The sequence below is a fragment of the Vibrio sp. BS-M-Sm-2 genome, from assembly GCF_041504345.1.
In the GTDB taxonomy this organism is placed as follows: Bacteria; Pseudomonadota; Gammaproteobacteria; order Enterobacterales; family Vibrionaceae; genus Vibrio; species Vibrio satsumensis.
On record NZ_CP167895.1, the window covers coordinates 1,217,492 to 1,238,031 of the forward strand.

Sequence of the window (20,540 nt, forward strand, 5' to 3'; positions counted from 1 at the left end):
GAAAAGTCACTATTCACATATTTAGTTGAGCGAGTATTGTATGATTATACAAGCTCACGTATGTTTACCCTGCCATCCTTTATTCGATTTTTTCGGAGCACAATGAATACTAACCTTACAACCTTTTCGTTATTTTCTCTGTCTTTACGTTGTCAGGTAGATATTCAAGCGATCTATTCTCAAACCACTCGATCTCAAAACCGCTGTTCTATTGGATACTTTACATCATGAGCCGCCGATTTGACTTTAAATCGATCCTACTTGCGTGTTTGGTCATCAGTATTGGTCATCAGTATTGGTCAACTCAGTATGGGTTTGGTGTTTCCTTCTTTACCTTGGATCGCGAAAGATTTCGATGTCTCTTTAGAGCAAGCTCAGCTCTTGGTGAGTGTCTATTTGCTAGGCTTTGGTCCTTCTCAGTTTATTTATGGTCCCGTTTCAGATGCGCTAGGGCGTAAAAAGGTACTGTTAACCGGTTTGTTGATTGCCATGCTGGGCTTGTTAATGATCATCTTCTTTAGCCATTCATTTACTAGCATGGTGATGGGACGTTTTCTTCAAGGCTTAGGGACTGGCTGTTGCGCTGTACTTGCTCGCGCTTCAACACGAGATCGATTCAGCGGGGCCGATTTGCCTTTGGCGATGTCCTACATCGCGATGGTCGCGTCGATTACACCTTTGATTGCGCCAGTAATCGGCGGCTTTATTAACTTCCACTTTGGCTGGAGTATGGTGTTTATCTCACTACTTGGCTATGTCTCATTGGCTTGGGTGGTATTGGCGTTCAAGTTTAAGGAAACCGTCACTCAGATTTCAGCTATCCCTTCACCGAAGAAAATGATTTCTCAATATAAAGAGTTACTTACTTCTCGTTATTTTATGAGCTTTGCGAGTATTGGTTGGCTTAACTTTAGCTTGATGATCACCACCGTATCAGTGATGCCATTTATCATGCAGAACCAGATTGGTATGACGTCAGATGAATACGCGATGTGGGCGGTGATTCCAGCATTAGGCATGCTTGGCGGAACAAGCTTATGTAACCGTATTCGCCCTATGCTGGGTAACAAGAAAACTCTGTTATGCACACCTGTATTACACGTTGCAGCGGCCTTGTGGCTGTTCTTCTGTCCACTTGAACCTTTGTATCTCATGCTTGGCCAGTTCTTGATGATTCTTGGTAATGGTATTGCGTTACCTTGTGCTCAGGCGTTAGTGATGTTGCCTTATAAGAAGAACGCTGGCGCGGCGGCTGCGATGTCTGGTGGCGGGCAGATGGTGGTGTCTTCAATGGTGAGTATGGGGCTGGTTCAGTTAGGGTTAGGGGAAGCGTGGCATTTATCGCTCGTCATCATGCTGTTCACATTGATTACCCTGTTTAACATTTTGCGTGGTTTCAGTAGCCAAGAAGCGAGAGAGTCTCAGCTTAGCTAGTTATTTGGTTATTTGGTTATTTGGTTATTTAATTATTTAGCTAGCTAGCTAGCTAGCGAGTGAAAAACGAAAAGGCCATTGAAGTTTATGATTTCGATGGCCTTTATTATGCTTAGAACTTAGAACTTAGAACTTAGAACTTAGAACTTAGAACTTAGAACTTAGAACTTAGAACTTAGAACTTAGAACTTAGATTTAAATTGAAATGCCCGAACTATTCACAGACGACTGCAACCTTCTCACTTGCTGCAGTATTGGCTGGAACTGGATGATCGATCAGTCGGATAGGGGACTCATATAGTGCTGACAAAGCTTCTTCATCGAGTAACTTATCGGCGCTGCCTTCAAATGCAATCTGACCTTTCTTTAGTGCGACGATGTATGTCGCGTAGCGCAGTGCAAGGTTCAAGTCGTGCAGAATAACGATCACCCCAACATCTTCTTTTTTGTTGAGTTCAGACAGTAAACCCATCAGTTGAAATTGGTGATGAACATCCAATGCCGATGTCGGTTCATCGAGGATCAATACAGGTGACTGTTGAGCCAACAACATAGAGACCCACGCCCGTTGACGTTCACCACCAGACAAATCATCCGCTAATGCCTGTGAAAACTCCGAGACGCCAGTTCTCTCCATTGCTTGTTGGATGATCGATTTATCTTCAGAATTCCAACGGCCTAATGCGCCTCTCCATGGGAAACGCCCTAAACGAACCAGCTCTTCTACGGTTAAGCCTGCAGAAGCAGGAAGCTTTTGCGGTAAATAAGCAATCTTCTTTGCTAACTCTTTGCTTTTGAATGAAGAAAGGGAAGTGCCTTCGAACTCGACGGTGCCGTGATCTGGAGACATTTGTCCTGACAGCAAGTTTACTAGTGTGGATTTTCCTGAACCATTGTGACCAAGAACTACTGTCAGCTCATCGGTCGGAATAGTAAGATCGTCGATTGAGAGGATGGCTCGGTTGTCTCGAACGATGTTGATGTTTGAAAGCTGGAACATGTCAGTCCTGTATCGAGACCAATAGCGATGCTTAATGAAAGAAAATTTGTCGCTCTGGTCTTTAAAATAGTGGGTGTTATTTAGCTGTTTTCTTGTTGTCAGGGTGTCTAGGACAATCGTCGCAATACTTTCCTGAATCACACTTATAAACAAGGCAGCAACTGATTCTGATCAGCTTTAGCATTCCTGAATGAGCATCGACCTTAAGGCTGTCTAAATGACTTTCAGGTAATTGGCATGCTTCTAACCAAAGCTTAGCTTGCCCAGTGATATAATCATTGGTCAGGCTTGGCTCGTGCTGTTGCAGCTTGATCAAACTACTTAACAGTAGATCGGCCAGTAAGTGGTTGGTAAACCCTGGGCGAATGCGTGTCCATTCACTTATTTGGCTGCGATAAAATTCAGTCAATGTAAGAATGGCTTCACCAGCCTGTGGGATAAGCTCTTCAGGTGAACCATGCTGATGATCACCATTGAAGAAGCGATAGCCAGTAATGAACTCTTTGTATCTAAACTGACCGATATTCTTGATATCAGGCAGTGAGTGAAGGCCGTAGATAGATATAAAGGTCACGTAGATTGGTTGCCAGCAAACCAGATCCCACGTTCGGGTTAACCAATAGGCTTTGCCTGCTTCAGGGTGGCTCTGCGCAAGGCCATCGTAAACGTGTTTGATTTCTTTATGGCTATCATCATTCGTTATTGCAATGCTCTTGCTATGCAGAACACCAAAGCTTCCACTTAAATAAGGTGTCACTTGTTTTGAGTGAGCGAAGATTTTCTGATGTAGAGACGGGGCTCTCCGACGAGTGATAATATTGTGCAGCTGGGAAAGCATCATAAACCATTAAATGAGAATCAGTAGCGTTATCATAACGGACATAATCGAGGATAACCATACAAAATGGAGCATCTACTCGGTGCCTCTGTCTTTTGGTCATTTTATAGAACACACATGAGCGCTTCTTTTTTTGAGTGATAAAAGCCGTTTTAAATGATAAAAGTATTGGTGAATCGAATATGTCGCTGCCAACTATAGAGAATATGAAAGCTTAAATATGAACACACCTGCATTTTGTCGTATCAGTCGCGTTTTGACCTATATCCATTCGAACCTTAGCTCCTCGCTATCGTTAGAAGATATTGCGACACAAAGCTGTTGGTCTCGTTGGCAGCTTCAGAGAGTGTTTCAAGCCGAAACAGGGCTTACTGTGGCGAATTATGTGAGAGAGCTAAAATTAAGCCAAGCTGCAGAACACCTGCTTGATGGAAAAGAGCGCGTGATAGATATTGCTCTTGGGCTCGGGTTCAATTCAGAAATAAGCTTTAGCCGTTCGTTCAAGCAGATGTTTGGGGCGAGCCCAAGCCAATATCGAAAAGCGGGCAAAAGGGTAGGGCTGAGAAAACCAATACAGGTGTCTGATATGGCGAGCGCTGCTAAAAAAGGAGTACTCAGCTTTGTGGAAGTACGAATTGACGAAAGAGAGTCTTTCCTTGTTAAAGGCATGACATCAGAAATCAGTGGTTTGTTTTCACTAACACAAGATTTTGCAGAGAAAGTCCCTCAGCTTTGGTCTCGTTTGGAACAGGAAGTGACCATTCCAAATGATAATGTGCTTCAGTTTATTGGTGTCGTTGACCTTACTCAGTCTTGTTTCGATGGCACCAACATCCACTATTGGGCTGGTGTTGAGCTTCACGACGGAATTTCCATCCCGCAATTACCAAGCATCATATCCGATAAATTGAAGGTGCTGACCATCCCTAAGCAAACCTACGCTGTGGTTAAGCATTGTGGTCCTATTGAGAATCTACGACACACTCTTAGCTGGTTTGTACTTAACTGGCTGCCGAGTTCTGGTTATCGTGGTGTCGATGGTTATGAGCTCGAAGTGTACCCATTTGGCTATCAAGCCCACGCGTCAGATGCTGAAATGGAGTACTGGGTTCCTATTATTAAATCGTAATCATATCCTCACAAAATCTCTTCCTGTAAACCTCTCCCAAATGAGGTCAATTGTGTTTTTAATCAGCAATTGACCGATTTACATTAGAAATAGGTCAAGTTCTTTTTGAATTTGCACCAAATTGTTAATTATCCCACATCTAGATACATACAATGCAAATGAGATTTATTATTATTTATATTAAGCATTGGTACCGAGGGAATTATGACCACTCACACTCGTTTTAAGTATTCATCATTGGCAGTAGCGTTACTGACTGCGTTTTCAGCGCAAGCATTGGCGGAAGAAACCGTTACTGCGGCAGATTCGAATGTAGAAACTATTACTGTTATGGGTAAAGCGTATCGTAATACAGCAACTAAATCGGCACTTGAGCCAGAAGAAACACCTCAAGGTATTACAGTCATTGATGAAGAACAGTTAGATCAACGAGGTGTAAAGTCTCTTAACCAAGCGCTTAGATACGCGCCGGGTGTTGTGACTGAGCAAAAGGGCGCATCAGTAACCATGTACGATACGTTCTCGATTCGTGGGTTTAGTAACAATCAGAGTTACTACGATGGCTTGATTCTGCCGTTCCTGACTGGATGGAACCTGCAACCTCAGATCGACCCTATTGCGATTCAGCAAGTTGAAGTGTTTAAAGGCCCTACGTCTGTGTTATATGGATCGATGCCGCCGGGTGGTATGGTCAACATGATCGCGAAGGCACCGCAAGAAGACGGGTCGACAAAAGTGGGTGTATCTACAGGCTCAAGAAACTTGATGGAAGCGTTAATTGATACTTCAGGTCAGTTAGGTGGCAGTGACTTTTCATATCGTTTAGTTGCACTCGCTCGTAAACAAGACAGCCAAGTTGATAACGCTGAAGAAGAGCGTTATGTGATTGCTCCATCGCTAGATTGGCAGGTATCTGATAGAACACTTATTAACTTCAATCTTTACTATCAGAATGACCCGTCAATGGGTACTAATTCTGCAATGCCGCTTGAAGTGCTGAAGGCAAGTGATCCATCTGTGTCCATGGGCGACAAGAACTGGAGTACCTTTGAACGTGAAGTCTTGATGTTAGGTTACAAAATTAACCACCAAATCAATGACAACTGGACTTTCCTTCAGAACGCTCGTTATTCCGATGCGTCGCTATATCAAGAAAACACCTACCATCGTGGTACGAATTTTAACGCCGCAACTGGTAGCTTAATTCGAAATGTGTATAGCACGGATGAAGACTCTCAAAGCTTTGTTATCGATAACCAAGTTTCAGGCCGCGTCGAAATTAGTGGCTTAGAGCACAATTTACTATTCGGTGTCGACTACCTAAAGCTAACAGGTGACTCTTTGTACAAAGAGTTTGATGCAAACAGTAGTTTCGGTGATTTCAACGCATACAATCCAAATAACGACCTTTTGGATAAAAGTCAGCTTCAAGAGAATTACCGTGAATCCCACGACATTACTACCGAGCAGTTAGGATTATATTTCCAAGATCAAGTTCGCTACGACGCGCTGGTTTTACTTGCTGGTGGACGTTACGACATGTTCAAAGCGAGTGACGAAAAAACGAGCATTTATCCAACAAGCGATGGCACAGAAAAAGCGGATCACAATCAGTTCTCTTACCGCGTAGGTGCTTTGTATGAGTTAGATAATGGCATCTCTCCATTTGTAAGTTACGCGACGAGTTTTGAACCAGCTGCTGGTACCGATATTAACGGTAACTCGTTGAAACCTCAGCTGGGTGAGCAAGTCGAATTCGGTGTGAAATACCTGTCTGCTGATATGGCACAGCAACTTACAGCATCATACTTTTACATTACTAAGAAAGATTCAATTGCTGCCGATCCATCGGATCCAACGTATCGCTCTAAGATTCAGTTAGGTGAAGTGCGCTCTCAAGGTATGGAAGTTGAAGGCCGATGGTTTGTAACGGAAGATTGGGATGTGAACGCGAGCTATACATACGTCGATATGGAAGTAACGGAAGATGCAAACCCGGATCTAGAAGGAACGACACCAATTTACGTACCGACACACGCTGCGAATTTGTGGAGTAACTACTATGTGTACGGTGGTGCTTTAGCAGGAACGCGTTGGAGTGCTGGCGCTCGTTACATGGGTGACATGGAGATGGATGCAACCAATACTCAAGGGAAAGTGCCGTCTTACACTGTCGTTGATATCTCTGTGGGTTATGACCTAGGGGAAGCAAGTGAAACTCTGTCAGGTGCAACGGCTAACTTGCTCGTTAATAACCTGTTTAATGAAGAGTACTACACCTGCTACGACCAATCGAACTGTTGGTTCGGTGCTGAGCAGTCTGTAGAGCTCAGCGTGAACTACGAGTTCTAATTCATTTGAATACATAAATCTAAGCAGCCTGTGTAGGCTGCTTTTGTCGTTAAATAAACACTTAAAAAGTGACAGTGATTATATGAAAGCCAACTATTTTACTTCTCGTTTTCCTAAAGTGAGTTCGTTCATTGTCTCATTGAGCTTGTTGTTATCAGCTCAAGCGATGGCTAATTTTCAAGTTGAAGACAGTGAGGGTGTTAAAACCCTTGAAGCTCAGCCTGTTAGAGTGGCTGCGCTGAACTGGGACATTGCTGAACAAGTGATTGAACTCGGTGTAACACCAGTGGCAGTGCCTGATATCGCTGGCTATACCGATTGGGTTGTTCAACCTGCGATTCCAGAAGGCGTGGCGGACATTGGCACTCGAACTGAGCCTAATTTCTCTGCTTTGAAGAAGCTAAACCCTGATGTGATTCTTATCGCTTCTCCTCAGAAAGATCTTCAGGAACGACTTTCTGAAATCGCGCCAGTACTTTACTACCAAACGTACAGTGACCAGCACAGCAATGCAGCGGCTGCTATTGAGAACTTCAAGAAGATAGGTCAGTTGCTTGGTAAAGAAGAACAAGCGAACCAAAAGCTGGCCGCAATGGGTGAGCGTATCGCTGTTCTAAAAGCTGAGTTAGATAAAGCGTATCCGGGCGACAAACCGAAAGTTACCTCTTTCCGTTTTGCGAGCACCACATCGGTGTTCATTTACGGCGATAACTCTATTCCACAGTACGCACTTGAACAGCTAGGCTTTGAGAATGCTATGGATCTTCCTGCAAGTCAGTGGGGCATCAGTCAAAAACGCATGACCGAGCTTAAGAACGTGAATAAGGGGATTGCGCTTTATTTTGAACCTTTCCCATATCAAGACAAGCTAGACCGCTCTCCGGTTTGGAAGAGCATGCCTTTCGTTCGCAATGGTCAATTTAGCCCAGTCGCGGCAAGTTGGAGTTACGGCGGTGCAATGTCGATTTTGTATAACGCAGAAGCCATGGCGCACTCGTTGTTGACGCTAGCGGAGCAGTAATGAAATCCAGTGGTTTTATGATGGGGGCTGCGCTGTTTTGCGCTGCCCTTGTTCATTTATGGTTAGGGCAGTCGGAATTTGGCCCTATTAGTGAGTTGTTCCAGCAAGTATCCCAGATTGGTGATATCGCGACATTCAATCGAATGGTTGATGATTCATTCGAGCTGATGACGTTAGCCTATGTCAATTTACCTCGCTTGGTGATGGCAATCTTGGTTGGCGGAACACTTGGCACCATCGGCAGCTTGTTTCAACAACTGACACAGAATCGCATGATGTCTCCGTTAACTTTAGGCACATCATCAGGCGCTTGGCTTGGTCTGGTTATTCTGAATGTGGTTGCGCCGATGTTGGTCGCTCAGTATTCAGTTTGGTTTGCTCTAATTGGTGCGCTGCTTGCGATGGGGCTTATCGTTTCCATTGTTGGCATCAAAAATATGAGCGGCTTGCCAATTGTATTGGCGGGTATGGCGGTCAACTTATTGCTAGGGGCATTTGCAACGGCGATTATTCTACTCAACGACCAGTACGCACAGAATCTGTTTGTATGGGGAGCGGGCGACCTAGGGCAAAATGGCTGGGAACAAGTGCTGTGGTTGATGCCTAAGTTACTGCCGATTTTTGCCATATTCTTGTTGGCGCCAAGAGTCCTGACTTTGCTCTCGATCGGGACTGAAGGGGCTGCGGCGCGCGGGCTCAATATTGGCGCAACATTTTTTGTATTGATGGCGGTGGGTGTGTGGTTAGTTTCAGTGTCTATTACCTCGGTGGGCGTAATCAGCTTTATCGGCTTGATTGCTCCGAACATCGCTAGGCATCTAGGTTTTCTAAAGGCTAAATCTGAACTCATCGCGAGTTGTGTATTAGGTGCGCTATTACTTTGTGTCACTGACAGTTTGGCGATCTTCTTGGCGCAGTGGTCTTTGGACATGATTCCAACAGGGACGGCAACCGCAGTGATTGGTGCTCCTGCGTTGATCATTATTGCGAGAAAGCAAATGTCTGCTCAAGATCAGTTGTTTTTCTCAATGCCTAAAGGTCCGAAGTCTATTTCATCTTTGGCTTACTTCTTGTTGGGCTCGATGATCTTCGGGTTGTTGGCGTTGAGTGCATTGTCACAGCCTTCTTCTGATATGGGCTACTTTGTTATCCCAGACGCATTTGAATGGTCTATTCGTTGGCCGAGAATGTTAACCGCGATATTCGCTGGTGGTGGCTTAGCGGTGGCGGGTGTGATTTTACAAAGATTGGTCTACAACCCGCTCGCAAGCCCAGATATTCTTGGTGTGTCGGCGGGTGCGGTTCTGGCGTTGATTTTCAGTAGCTTATTCATGGGCTATTCGATTCACTCGCTAAGCCCGTGGGTTGCGTTTCTGGGCAGTGCGATTGCACTCGGTTTGTTATTGTTCCTTGGCAAGAAGCATCAGTTCGCTCCGTCTATTCTAATTCTGACAGGTATCTCGCTGACCGCGGTATTGGAAGCTTTGGTGCAATTCTCTCTAACGCGAGTCGGTGAGGGGAAATACACTTTATTGGCTTGGTTAGCAGGGTCTACCTATCGTGTTGAACCTGAGTCGGCAGTAATTATGACCATTGTGATAACGGCTTGTATTGGTGTGGCTCTGCTGCTGAGTCGTTGGGTGACCTTAATTGCGACTGGACGACAGTTCGCGAGTGCCAGAGGGTTGAATATCAATATCGCATATGTGGCACTGTTGTGTATTGTTGCGATCTTATGCTCGGTCGTGACAACAACCATGGGGCCTGTCGCGTTTGTCGGCTTGTTAGCTCCGCATATCGCTGCAATGGTGGGGGCTCGTTTGGTTCGAGAGCAGATCATCTTGTCGTTTTTAATTGGTGCTGCACTCATGCTATTTGCAGACTGGTTAGGGCAAGTGGTGGTGTTTCCGGCGCAGCTTGCGGCAGGGACGTTAGTTTCCATTATTGGTGGTAGCTACTTCATCTTCTTGTTATTGAAATCTTGAAGAACATAGGTTCTACCAAAATTGAGAGTCCTTGATTATCAAAGCTATTGGTATTCAAAACTACTGGCAATCAAAGCTACGAATGAAAAGCAGTGAATGGAGCGATCCATCACTGCTTTTTTATTGATGTCGTTTGTGTAAGGGGGCGGTGTTAAGCAACACAGGTCTCGCTTCTTAATGTGCAAGTTTGGCATATGTTAATAAAATGTATAATCTAAAGGTCTGACCACTTATAAGGTAGCCACCATGCCAAACCTCGATCGTATTACTTGTTCTATCGATGAAAACCAAATTGCGACGGTTGTGTTGAATCGACCCGATAAGCTCAATGCTATTGATATGGCGATGTTTGAAGCCGTTAATGACATGATAAGCGAGCTCAAGAAGAACAGAGATATTCGAGCTGTTATTGTTAAAGGCAGTGGTTCAGATTTTTGTTCTGGTTTAGATGTTAAATCGTTATTGAACAGTAAAGTAGGGGCGATGAAGCTCTTGTTCAAATGGTTACCGACATTACCCAATGCTGCGCAGCGCTTTTCGCTTGGTTGGCGAGAGATCCCATGTCCTGTCATTTTTGCGATTCACGGGCGTTGTTGGGGAGGGGGCCTGCAACTGGTCAGTGGTGGTGATTTTAGGATCGCTAGTCCGGACGCCAACTTCTCAATACTAGAGGCTAAGTGGGGCCTGATTCCTGATATGGGAGGTGCGATAGCATTTCGCGAACTGATGCGCAAAGATCACACCTTAGAAATGGCGATGACCGCTAAAGTGATCGACTGCGTAACCGCGAAAGACTATGGATTGGTAACCAAGATTGCCGAAGACCCTTACGCTGAAGCCTATGCTTTGGCTCTTGAGTGTGCGAATCGGTCGCCAGATGTTGTCGCTGCTAATAAAAAACTCTATAACAAAACTTGGTGGTCAAGCCCTGGCATGGCTGTGTTTTACGAAACTTGGTATCAAATAAAGGTAGGGTTAGGTAAGAACAGGGCAATTGCTGCTCAGCGTGAAATTCATCGAGACAAACCACGCCCATACGTTGCCAGGAAGTTTAAATAGCTTTTGTACAGGAATAATGAATATTCCCTTTTTTTATAGGGCTTTGCGATAACCTTAGAACAATTTAATGTCTAAGGCTAAATGAGCATCCTGATGAACAAAACTTTTACTTACTCTCTAGCTGCCACTGCAATCTTTACTAGCTTAAATGCATTCTCAAGTGGCCTGTTTTTGCAAGAAGCTGTCGTTGCCAACGCTGGTACTACTGGTGCTGGTGACGGTGTTTACACACGCTCTGCGGCGGCGATGTGGACTAACCCTGCCACTATGTCTCACATGGGTGAAAGCAAAACGACTATCAATACAATGGCGTTTGATCTTGAGATGAAATACCAAGACAACGATGGTAACCCAGATGGTAAAGCTCATTCAATCCTGCCTTCATTTGGTGCGTTCCATGCTCATCAAGTCACAGACAAATTACACCTTGGTATTGCGTTAGGTGCAGTAGGTGGTTCTAGCCTTGATTACGGCAGTGAATGGGCGGGAGCTGCACTTTTAGAAGATATCACCCTAACCGCTATGCAAGTGAACCCATCACTAAGCTACAAATTGAACGATCAATGGTCTGTAGGTGCAGGTGTTCAATTCAGTTGGGCTGCGTTTCAACAAACAACGTCAATGCTTACTGCTAAGCAAGATACTGACTGGGCATACGGTTATAACCTTGGCGTAATGTACACACCTACAGATAAACTCAAGTTAGGTGCTAGCTACCGTTCTAAACTTGAGCATGAATTCAACAATGATGTAAACGGTAAGCTAGGTGCTAACGTTTTGAATTCGTTATCGACAGATATTGCTTTACCTGAAATCATCGACGTCAGCGCTAGCTACGCATTGAACAAACAACTTGACCTATTGGCGAGTATTCAGTTCCATCGCTGGAGTGCGTGGGATGAGACAGTATTAGATTTCGGAGCAACTGATTTAGGCGGAATTCCAATCAAGCGTGACTGGGATGACGTTTGGAAGTTTGCGGTGGGTGCTGACTATCAATTGAATTCAGATTGGCGTTTAAAAGCCGGCTTCTCTTACGAAACCTCGCCACAAGATGATCCTTCAATGCAGTGGGTTGACCTTCCTGTAGGTGAACAGTACCGCTACTCGGTAGGTGCTTCAACTTATTGGGATGACATCTTGATCGACGTGTTCTACGAATACGCAGATTTAGGTTCAGTTGACATGAATCGTAATCTAGCCGATACACCGGTTACATTGGTTAACGGTTCTTTCGATGGTCGTATCCACTTTATTGGTGTTAGTGCGACCTTCTAATGACATTACGTACTCTATTACTTGTTGCTGCTGTAACGTTCGGGTCTATGGGGGCTTTTGCTGAAGAGAAGCACCCTGATGATCCGACTAAAATCGTGACCAAAGCCGGCGTTGCTTATAACGAAGATTTGCAGTTCTCTGGGTCTATTGGGCTTGATGAAGCGCGAATGATCAATGCTCGTGTCAATGCAGACGGTGAAGAGTGGCGAGTAGGTGGTTCATGGTTGTTGCCGATGGGTATCGTGAACTTCAACTTTAGCCGCTCTGAGTATGATAACGATGCTTACAAGAACAACTACAGTATTGGTACATTTATACCACTGAGTTATTTTGATATTGAGCCTTTCGGTTGGCAAATCTTCCCTATGGCTGGTTACAGTTATAATGATGGCGAAGTGGCCGTGTTCGATGATGATAACGTTGGTTCTGACTATGTATTGATGCCGAGTTCAACACACGGTGGCTACATTGGGGCGTTTGGCCTAAAAACGATAACCGATGAATGGTCTATCATGGGCTTCGGTGGCGGTTCCATGGGCTCTGATGATTATTCAGGCTATTGGATGGGAGTCGGCGCTAGCTACAAATTGAGTGACGCTCAGTCGTTCAATTTCTTCACTATTTTTGCCGAGGATGACTTTGGTGAAAATAACAGTGTCGGTGCTTCTTACACCTATGAATTTAAATAGCTTTTCTGACCATTGTCTTAAATAACTAGAACTGAGTGTAGGCTTACCGATTGGGTGAGCCTACTCTTAGAATCTATTCTAATCCTTTTTTGTTGGCAATAGTTGCCTGTTTCTTATATGAGAGTGCCACTCTCTTAATCTAGATTAAGTTTTACCTGCCATATTCTCTGTAGTATCCGCGCAATCAGCCTCACGCTAGATGGGGTAATTGCGTAGCACGATTGAATGAGGAATAGATTTGAGTATTTTGTTTACAGAAACCCGCATTGGCACCATGACACTGAAAAACCGCTTTATGAGAAGTGCGACGTGGGAAAATATGGCAACTGAAGATGGCCATATGACAGATAAACTTTACGCTATCTATGAAGAGTTGGCTCTAGGTGAGGTTGGCTTGATCGTGACGGGTTACGCGAACATCGTTGAAGAAGAAAAGCCGAATGCGGGCATGATGGGGATGTATAATGACTCATTCATTGCAGAGTATCAGAAGCTGACTCAACTGGTGCACGATAACGACTCTAAAATCGTGATGCAATTGGCTTATGGTGGCACCAAAACCACGCATGACCTTGGCGAACGAGTGATCTACGCACCAAGTGAAGTTCCAGAAAAAGGGACTCAAACACAGGGTAAAGCAATGACCAAAGATGAAATCGACTACATTGTTGATGCCTTTGCTCAAGCGTCATTGAGAGCACAGAAGTCAGGTTTTGATGGCGTCGAAATTCATGCTGCTCATACCTATCTGATTAACCAGTTCTTAAGCCCTTATTACAACCAACGTGAAGATGAATACGGCGGTAGCTTAGAAAATCGCATGAGATTCTTGCTTGAGATCTACACGGCAACACGCAAGTTGGTCGGTGATGGCTTTCCTATCTTGGTTAAGTTGACTGCTTCTGAGTTTTTCGAGGGTGGTGTAACCTTCGATGAAACGCGTTTGGTTTGTAAAAAGCTAGAAGAAGTAGGCGTTGATGGCATCGTGGTTTCTGGCAATATTCACGGTAAAGCCGACACCATGATTGGCGAGTCTCACGATGGCTTTACCATTCAAGCTGAAGGCTACTTCCATGAATACGGCCACGCAATTAGCCAAGCCGTCGATATCCCAGTTATCACGGTAGGCGGCTTAACGGATTTTGATGCCATTGAAGCTATCGCAAACAACACGGGCATAGAGTACTTCGCACTTTCACGCCCTTTGTTGTCGGAACCGCATCTAGTTAAGCGTTGGAAAGAAGGGGATAGAAGCCCTGTTGAATGCGAACGATGCTCTAAGTGTCGTACCAAGCGCGGTAACTTCTGTGTCGTGAACAAAGACAGAAAAGTACAACTTGCTCGCATGTAACCGCTGATCCTAGACCCAAGCGTAAGCCTAAATTTATAAGCGAGTCTAAGTTTGAGCCTGTGTAATCGCGCAGGCTCTTGTTCATTCCGTATTCTACGAAACGATATTTGTAACCTTATTAATCACATTCTTCTGTCAAATGAGTGTGCATTAACGGATACAATATACCTGTAAATTATCTAACCAAGTTATCGATAACAAACTGAGCAAACTTTGAAATTACTTCCTCTCTTAAAGCAACCTCGAATCCACTGACGCCTTTTTCGTTTTAGCGGCATTGCTATGATTTAAGCGTGATACTCTCTATTCATCCCAGTGAACTCTGTGTTTATGGGGCGTTAGTTTATGCACCTTGGATTTGCATCGTCGAACATTTTGATATTTAAACGAATAAAACTAGCAAGTTAATCAGAGGTAGAAATGCAAAATAAGCATTGGTCTAAATTCGAATTGTTGCATGAGGTCGTCACCAACCTTAATATTCACATCAAGGGGCAACACAGCTATTACAGCGATTGTTGGGATAACGGGTTTGAGCGTTCAGTTGTCCGTTATCTGCACGGTGACGAGGTTAGCCGCCAGTGGGAGCCGCGTTGGGAAATCGATGAGCTCTACATCGGGGATTACGTCTGCATAGGAGCCGAGGTTGTGATCCTTATGGGTGGCAATCACACCCACCGAGTTGATTGGTTCTCTTTGTATCCATTTATGGATGTGATCGAAGACGCCTACATCGGCAAAGGTGATACTCACATTGAAGATGGGGTGTGGTTAGGCATGCGAGCGATGGTGATGCCCGGCGTTACGATTGGCGAAGGCGCTGTGGTTGCTGCGAATAGTGTTGTGACAAAAGATGTCGCGCCCTACAGCATTGTCGGTGGTTCCCCAGCTAAAGTCGTCAAATACCGCTTTGATGAGTCCGTTATTGATGAGCTGATTTCAATGAAGATATACGAGTGGCCAGAAGAGAAGTTTGAAGCACTGAAACCGTATTTATGTAACTCAAACTTTTCAAAGTTAAAGCAGGCGATAACGGATTACGACAATGGTTTGTAAGGGGCGTTTCTAAGGTACAGGTATAGTCACGGATTTGTGTAGAAAGACTTGTGTCATATTTATATTGAAAAACACGTTAAATCAGGTCGTTACCTTGCAATACCCAATATGGTGTACCAATCTTATTTCATAAGCATGGATAAGGATTGTGTATGCCTGTAACGTCAGTAAAAAATAAAGGGGTAGTAAGGAAAGTCTTACTGCCTTCTTTACTTATTAACCTCTTGTCATTGGCCGTTCCATTAACGGTTCTCCAGATCTACGATCGTATTCTCCCCAACCAAAGCTATGGTACAGCCACACTGCTTCTAGCGGGGGCGACTCTAGCTGTAGCCATGGAAGCACTCATACGTTTTGTGCGCACTTGGCTTTTGTCTGCCGCGGCCAGTAATACCGAGAAAGCGACTTATCAAACCTTGGTTGAAAGGGTGACTAACGCTTCATCAGGTCATCTTCGTCATTTAGGTGTTGGCGGTGTAGAAGAAGGGCTCGGCTCAGTATCCAAAGTTAAAGATTGGTATTCCGGCGGTGTGATTGCAGGCTTTATTGATTTGCCTTTTGCATTGATCTTCTTGGGCTTGGTGGCTTACATCGGTGGTGAGCTGGTGGCAATACCTTTGGCAGTTTGGCTGATTACTCTCGGAATCGTTTGGTTATCTTCTATTCGCGTTAAAAGTCTAAGTGAGGAAGCTTCTCAAGATGAGCAGGAGCGAAAAGCGTTCTTGATTTTGCTGAGCCAAACCATTCAGGGAATCAAACGTCAGGCCGTTGAGTCTCGAATCTTCAATCAATTTAAATCCCTCAATAACGTTCGTTCTCAGTCTAAAGCGAGAGAAGAGGAACAGAATGCCTTCGCCCAAGAATGTATTCAGCTTGCCGCATTAGCGACGTCAGTGTTACTCGTGATTACGGGTAGCTTGTGGGTGTTAGATGGTCAGTTAACCACTGGTGGATTAGCAGCATGCTCTATCTTATCGGGTAGAGCGGTTGCGCCTTTGAGCGCTATGGTTGGGATTCGAATCAAACTTAATTCAATACACAGTGCCAATCAGGCAATAGAAAAATTGAGTGACTTGTCACTATCGGAATCTTCAGATTCTGAGCAACCTGAGATCCCGTTATCTGACTTTGAAACTTTAGAAATCAAGCAAGCCACCGTCGAAAGATATGGTGAACTCGCTAGTGCGGATGTGACGTTAAATAAAGGCGAACTGGTGTTGTTAGAAAGTGAAGATCGCCATACCAATAGTCACTTACTGTCTTCGATAGCAGGGATTGATGATTTGGCCGCGGGTGAGTGTTTCATTAACGGAGCTGCCGTTTCAATCGCATCCGTAACCAATACTGCCGCCTACTGTGGCGTTAAAGGGCAGTTAGTGTCAGGTACTATTCTCGACAACTTGTGCGGGTTTGATCCTGAGAGAACACATAGCGCCAGTGACTATGCTAAGCGTTTGGGTTTAACCAAGGAAATCACTCGATTACCCGATGGACTAGAGACACAAATTGGTCATACGAGTGCGTCTCTGCTGAGTATGGGCAACGTGAAAATGCTCAATATCGCGACTCAACTGGCAAGTGATAAGCCCATTATCATGTTAGAAAGGCCAGATTCCTCGCTTGATTTAGATGCCCTTGGAAACCTTGCTAAGGTTCTGGAAGAAGAAGTGGCGGCAGGACGGACGATACTGATTGTGAGCTACCATTCTAAACTTCGCGAATTAGCTAATCGAATCATTACAGTGGAAAGTCGAGCTATTGCGGTCGACAGTGAGAACAACCAGGAGGCTATCGTATGAATCGTTTAGATGCGAGCAACCGTGCAGATCCGAATGGTCGACAAGAGGTGATGAATCATTTAGAAAATGAAAGCCTTTCTGTCCTTAAGCAGTTGGAAGTGAATGCGAATATCCAGTTGTTCGCACGTCAATGGGTCGATGAGAATGGGATTGAATCAATAGACGATATGTTTGCCCTGTTCGACAGGCTTGCATTGCCCTATCGCTTGGTTGCCAACCTAGATGAAGTTGGCGAGCATAAATTGGTTTTACTGGTACTTGGTGAACATGAGCTGGTCTCTGGTCATATAGAATCGAAACAGTTTATCGCTTTTGGTGCCAATGAAGACATTGCCGAGATACCACAGTTTTGCATTGTTATCGAAGGTCCACCACTAGAGAAGGCTTCTCCTGATTGGGTTGGCGAACGGTTACATGCGTTTCGCCCCATTATTCCTAAATTGCTGCTAGTCAGTTTTATCACTAACTTATTTGCGCTTGCCGTTCCTTTCATCACTATGTCGATTTATGACCATGTGATTGGCGGTGATGCAGGGCATGAGCTGCAAGGTATCGCCATTGGCGCGGCGTTGTTGTTTGTGATGATGGGTTGGTTAAGAACATTGCGTAGCCGAGTGTTTGCTTCAGTTTCAAACCGGGTAAGTCGTGAGATATCTCAATCCCTCGTGCAGCGTCTGCTTCGAAATAGCTATGCTCAAAATCAGCAAACAGCCTCTTCTAGTCAACAAAACCAAGTGATGTTGTCGGAGCGTATTTCAGGTGTGTTATCGGGGCCATTAGGAAATGCGCTATTTGATCTACCATTCATTCTAATTTTTGTACTAGCGATAGGAGTTTTAGGCGGTTGGTTAGTACTGGTTCCCATCGTCTCTTTGGTTCTGTATTACCTATTAGCTAAGCGTTCGATACGTTCGAGTAGTAAGCGCTCAATGCAATCGACGGTAGCAGGCACTAATCGTCAAAATATGACTAATGAGTTGTCGTCCAAGCTTGCTTTTATTCGTAGTGCTGGGTTTTCAGAGCACTGGATTCAACGTTTCCAAAAGGCCAATCTGCTTGCCTCTACGGTGACGTTTAATCAATCGGTTCTGCAAAGTCGATACACCTCGATTTATTACTTTATCGGAGTAGGTTCAACACTGGCTGTCATGGGCTTAGGTATTGGACTTATTTTCGAACAAGTGATGACGCCCGGTGGTTTGATTGCATCAATGATGTTGATTTCCAAAGTGACGGGGCCTGCTCAGGTGTTGGCAAACAGCGCGATGCGTTTTAATAGCTTTAATCAATCCAGGTTGCAGGTGAATCGTATTTTGTCTCAGCCATCTGAACGTGAATTCAGTTACCAGCATCACCCGTTACCTGTGGTAGCGCCTAATTTGAAATTAGACCAAGTGACACTGCGCTATCCCAAACAAAGTCGCCCGGCCTTGAATGGTGTGAGTTTTGATATTGAAGCGGGTGAAATTGTCGCGATTACCGGCCCTTCTGGGAGCGGTAAATCAACATTAATTGAAGTGCTGTCTGGCTTGCAGCCTATCCAAAACGGCATGGTTGAGCTTGAAGGCGTTAACCTCGTTCAATACGATCCGCAGCTTTATCGCCACTGGTGTTTCATTCGAGCCGCATATCCTGATTTGCTTACGCTGAGTATTCGAGAGTGGCTAAACGACGGTCACAAAGTCGAAGATCAGAAAATGATCTCTGCAATTGAAATGGTCGGCGGAAAGCGTTGGTTCGAGACATTGTCAGGTGGGCTAGACACCTCCATCAGTAGTATTCAACCGGACAGCCTTTTTGACATGTTGTCTGGCAGCGTCGCGCAGATCCTCATTGATGCAAAAGCGCTGGTTTATGACTACCCAATGTTCTTAATGGATAATCCTGTGCCTGATGCTCACCCAAATGCTAAACGTATATTTGGTGAGTTTGTGCAGTCGAAAAAAGGAAAAGCAACGGTGATCTACACCTCCCACGATCCGGATTTAATCAAGCTTGCCGATAAAGTGGTGGTGTTAAATGAAGGAGCTGTAGTTTATGCAGGCCCATTAGAGCCGGAGCAGTCTTCGAAGCAGGAACAGCCTTCAGAGCCTCAAGTTTCTCAAGAACCACAGTTATCTGAGCAACCGTTATCTCAAGTGCTACAGCCGTCAACTCAAGAGGCGTCTGCTCAACAAAATGCAGCCCAACAAGAACAATCAAAGTCTAAGCAAGGAGTCGCTAATGACTAAACAATCTATCGAGAAGGGCAAGCGCTACGGTGAACTTGTTGAATCACAAAATACGGCTCGTACATTGGCACTGGCCACATGGTCGGTTGCCTTATGTGTTATTGCTTTTGCCACTTGGTCTGTAGTCACTCAAGTTGATGAAATCGCCAAAGCCAAAGGTGCTGTGATTCCAGAAGGCGAGAAGCAAGTATTACAAAGCGCGATTGGCGGGAAGTTAAAGCAAATTCTTGTTAAAGAAGGCCAGTTGGTAGAGAAAGGCCAGCCGCTTGTTGAGTTTGATGCCACTTTCCAGCGTACCGCCCTTGAAGAGCTAAAGTCCCAACAAGTGACGCTTCTAGCCAGTGTGGAACGTATGAATGCGCTGCTTGAGCAACGTGAGCCTAACCTTGCTGAGTTTGAGGTCGATTACCCAGAGATCGTCAGCCAACAAAAAGCGCAGCTGAACGCGCAAAAAGCCCTCTACTTCCAAAAGCGTGTGGTGCTTGAGAAAGAGAGCGAGCAAATTGCAGAGCAGCTTCGTAGCGTAGAAAAGGCCTTGCCGAGTTATGAGAAAGAGTTAAATGCGACTAAGCAAGAGTTGAACATACTAGAAAAGGGCTATAAAGCGGGCAATATTTCACGTTTACGTGTGCTTGAAATGCGACAAAAACTGGCGAGTATCGAACAGAAAATCGAAGAAGCTCGTGGTAAGAAAGCTGTGTTAATCAAGCAAGCAGACAGCACAGAGCAAAAAATTGAACAGCTTTTAGCAGAGGCGAAGGCGAAGGTCAGCGACGATCGCTCTAAAGCCGTATCTGACTTATCAGCACTGAATGCCAGAGTTCGTTCAAGCCAAGCTAAATTGACGAACACCATGTTGGTGTCACCGCTACAAGGCTTGGTGCAAAGCCTGCCAAGCACGCAAAACGGTGGTGTTATTCAGCCAGGTGGCACTGTGGTTGAAATCGTTCCTGTTGGTGGGAAAGCCGACTTTAAAGCACGTTTATCGCCAAGAGATATTGGTTTTGTGAGTGTAGGGCAGCCGACTCGTATTAAGATTGATGCGTTTGATTACAGCCGCTTTGGCGCATTGAAAGGTGTGGTTGAGAGTATCTCTCCAACTACAAGTCAAAGTGAACGCGGTGAAATCTATTATGAAGTCGTCGTATCGGTGGATGTTCCTTATTTCCGTGATAATCCGGAGAGCTTTTCTATCTTGCCAGGTATGACGGGAGAGGTAGACATTACAACAGGTGAGAAATCAGTATTCCAGTATTTATGGAAACCGATCTACACCAATGTCAGTGTCGCATTTGGTGAAAGGTAATCGTTATATAGA

14 protein-coding genes and 1 pseudogene are annotated in these 20,540 nt (G+C 44.9%); 13 read left to right on the plus strand and 2 right to left on the minus strand.

Features of this window, described 5'->3' with window-relative positions; genetic code table 11:
• Positions 1 to 227: 227 nt before the first annotated feature.
• Positions 228 to 1,434 (plus strand): annotated as a pseudogene (locus AB8613_RS21355) (multidrug effflux MFS transporter).
• Between the two features lie 214 nt (positions 1,435 to 1,648).
• On the opposite strand, the gene AB8613_RS21360 reads toward AB8613_RS21355, so the two are convergent.
• Positions 1,649 to 2,434, minus strand: coding sequence for an ABC transporter ATP-binding protein (locus tag AB8613_RS21360; protein ID WP_372384975.1), 786 nt, complete (start codon positions 2,432 to 2,434; stop codon positions 1,649 to 1,651).
• A 76-nt stretch (positions 2,435 to 2,510) separates the two neighbouring features.
• Entirely contained in the window at positions 2,511 to 3,272 is a 762-nt protein-coding gene (locus tag AB8613_RS21365) for a siderophore ferric iron reductase (RefSeq protein ID WP_372385807.1), read from the minus strand.
• A gap of 220 nt (positions 3,273 to 3,492) precedes the next feature.
• On the opposite strand from AB8613_RS21365, the gene AB8613_RS21370 reads away from it, so the two are divergent.
• The 12 genes from AB8613_RS21370 (at position 3,493) to AB8613_RS21425 (ending at position 20,528) form a co-directional block, all read left to right on the plus strand.
• The gene (locus AB8613_RS21370) at positions 3,493 to 4,401 is read left to right on the plus strand and encodes an AraC family transcriptional regulator (protein WP_372384976.1); all 909 of its coding nucleotides are present in this window, start codon (positions 3,493 to 3,495) and stop codon (positions 4,399 to 4,401) included.
• A 204-nt stretch (positions 4,402 to 4,605) separates the two neighbouring features.
• A complete protein-coding gene (locus tag AB8613_RS21375) occupies positions 4,606 to 6,753 on the plus strand; it encodes a TonB-dependent siderophore receptor (RefSeq protein ID WP_372384977.1) in 2,148 nt (715 codons plus the stop codon).
• Positions 6,754 to 6,835: 82 nt separating this feature from the next.
• Complete coding sequence (locus AB8613_RS21380) at positions 6,836 to 7,774, plus strand: iron-siderophore ABC transporter substrate-binding protein (protein ID WP_372384978.1); 939 nt, start codon at positions 6,836 to 6,838, stop codon at positions 7,772 to 7,774.
• On the plus strand, positions 7,774 to 9,759 hold the full coding sequence (gene fhuB, locus AB8613_RS21385) for a Fe(3+)-hydroxamate ABC transporter permease FhuB (RefSeq protein WP_372384979.1): 1,986 nt from the start codon (positions 7,774 to 7,776) through the stop codon (positions 9,757 to 9,759). The genes AB8613_RS21380 and fhuB overlap by 1 nt, the downstream gene beginning before the upstream one ends.
• Positions 9,760 to 10,005: 246 nt before the next feature.
• Complete coding sequence (locus tag AB8613_RS21390) at positions 10,006 to 10,818, plus strand: crotonase/enoyl-CoA hydratase family protein (RefSeq protein WP_372384980.1); 813 nt, start codon at positions 10,006 to 10,008, stop codon at positions 10,816 to 10,818.
• A 93-nt stretch (positions 10,819 to 10,911) separates the two neighbouring features.
• Positions 10,912 to 12,096, plus strand: a complete 1,185-nt coding sequence (locus AB8613_RS21395; protein WP_372384981.1) for an OmpP1/FadL family transporter — start codon at positions 10,912 to 10,914, stop codon at positions 12,094 to 12,096.
• Positions 12,096 to 12,785, plus strand: a complete 690-nt coding sequence (locus AB8613_RS21400; RefSeq protein ID WP_372384982.1) for a hypothetical protein — start codon at positions 12,096 to 12,098, stop codon at positions 12,783 to 12,785. Before AB8613_RS21395 ends, AB8613_RS21400 begins: the two co-directional genes overlap by 1 nt.
• Before the next feature lie 238 nt (positions 12,786 to 13,023).
• Entirely contained in the window at positions 13,024 to 14,136 is a 1,113-nt protein-coding gene (locus AB8613_RS21405) for an NADH:flavin oxidoreductase (RefSeq protein ID WP_372384983.1), read from the plus strand.
• A gap of 420 nt (positions 14,137 to 14,556) precedes the next feature.
• Positions 14,557 to 15,192 (plus strand): CatB-related O-acetyltransferase, encoded by a 636-nt coding sequence (locus tag AB8613_RS21410; protein WP_372384984.1) that lies wholly within the window; start codon positions 14,557 to 14,559, stop codon positions 15,190 to 15,192.
• A gap of 152 nt (positions 15,193 to 15,344) precedes the next feature.
• Entirely contained in the window at positions 15,345 to 16,991 is a 1,647-nt protein-coding gene (locus tag AB8613_RS21415) for an ABC transporter transmembrane domain-containing protein (protein WP_372384985.1), read from the plus strand.
• Positions 16,988 to 19,222, plus strand: a complete 2,235-nt coding sequence (locus AB8613_RS21420) for an ABC transporter transmembrane domain-containing protein (protein ID WP_372384986.1) — start codon at positions 16,988 to 16,990, stop codon at positions 19,220 to 19,222. Before AB8613_RS21415 ends, AB8613_RS21420 begins: the two co-directional genes overlap by 4 nt.
• The gene (locus AB8613_RS21425) at positions 19,215 to 20,528 is read left to right on the plus strand and encodes an HlyD family type I secretion periplasmic adaptor subunit (RefSeq protein WP_372384987.1); all 1,314 of its coding nucleotides are present in this window, start codon (positions 19,215 to 19,217) and stop codon (positions 20,526 to 20,528) included. Before AB8613_RS21420 ends, AB8613_RS21425 begins: the two co-directional genes overlap by 8 nt.
• Positions 20,529 to 20,540 lie beyond the last annotated feature (12 nt).

Coding starts and splice junctions, on each gene's coding strand:
- fhuB (WP_372384979.1), top strand. CDS start 7,774: ATGAAATCCAGTGGTTTTATGATGGGGGCTGCGCTGTTTTGCGCTGCC.
- AB8613_RS21370 (WP_372384976.1), top strand. CDS start 3,493: ATGAACACACCTGCATTTTGTCGTATCAGTCGCGTTTTGACCTATATC.
- AB8613_RS21380 (WP_372384978.1), top strand. CDS start 6,836: ATGAAAGCCAACTATTTTACTTCTCGTTTTCCTAAAGTGAGTTCGTTC.
- AB8613_RS21395 (WP_372384981.1), top strand. CDS start 10,912: ATGAACAAAACTTTTACTTACTCTCTAGCTGCCACTGCAATCTTTACT.
- AB8613_RS21360 (WP_372384975.1), bottom strand. CDS start 2,434: ATGTTCCAGCTTTCAAACATCAACATCGTTCGAGACAACCGAGCCATC.
- AB8613_RS21390 (WP_372384980.1), top strand. CDS start 10,006: ATGCCAAACCTCGATCGTATTACTTGTTCTATCGATGAAAACCAAATT.
- AB8613_RS21410 (WP_372384984.1), top strand. CDS start 14,557: ATGCAAAATAAGCATTGGTCTAAATTCGAATTGTTGCATGAGGTCGTC.
- AB8613_RS21375 (WP_372384977.1), top strand. CDS start 4,606: ATGACCACTCACACTCGTTTTAAGTATTCATCATTGGCAGTAGCGTTA.
- AB8613_RS21400 (WP_372384982.1), top strand. CDS start 12,096: ATGACATTACGTACTCTATTACTTGTTGCTGCTGTAACGTTCGGGTCT.
- AB8613_RS21420 (WP_372384986.1), top strand. CDS start 16,988: ATGAATCGTTTAGATGCGAGCAACCGTGCAGATCCGAATGGTCGACAA.
- AB8613_RS21425 (WP_372384987.1), top strand. CDS start 19,215: ATGACTAAACAATCTATCGAGAAGGGCAAGCGCTACGGTGAACTTGTT.
- AB8613_RS21365 (WP_372385807.1), bottom strand. CDS start 3,272: ATGCTTTCCCAGCTGCACAATATTATCACTCGTCGGAGAGCCCCGTCT.
- AB8613_RS21415 (WP_372384985.1), top strand. CDS start 15,345: ATGCCTGTAACGTCAGTAAAAAATAAAGGGGTAGTAAGGAAAGTCTTA.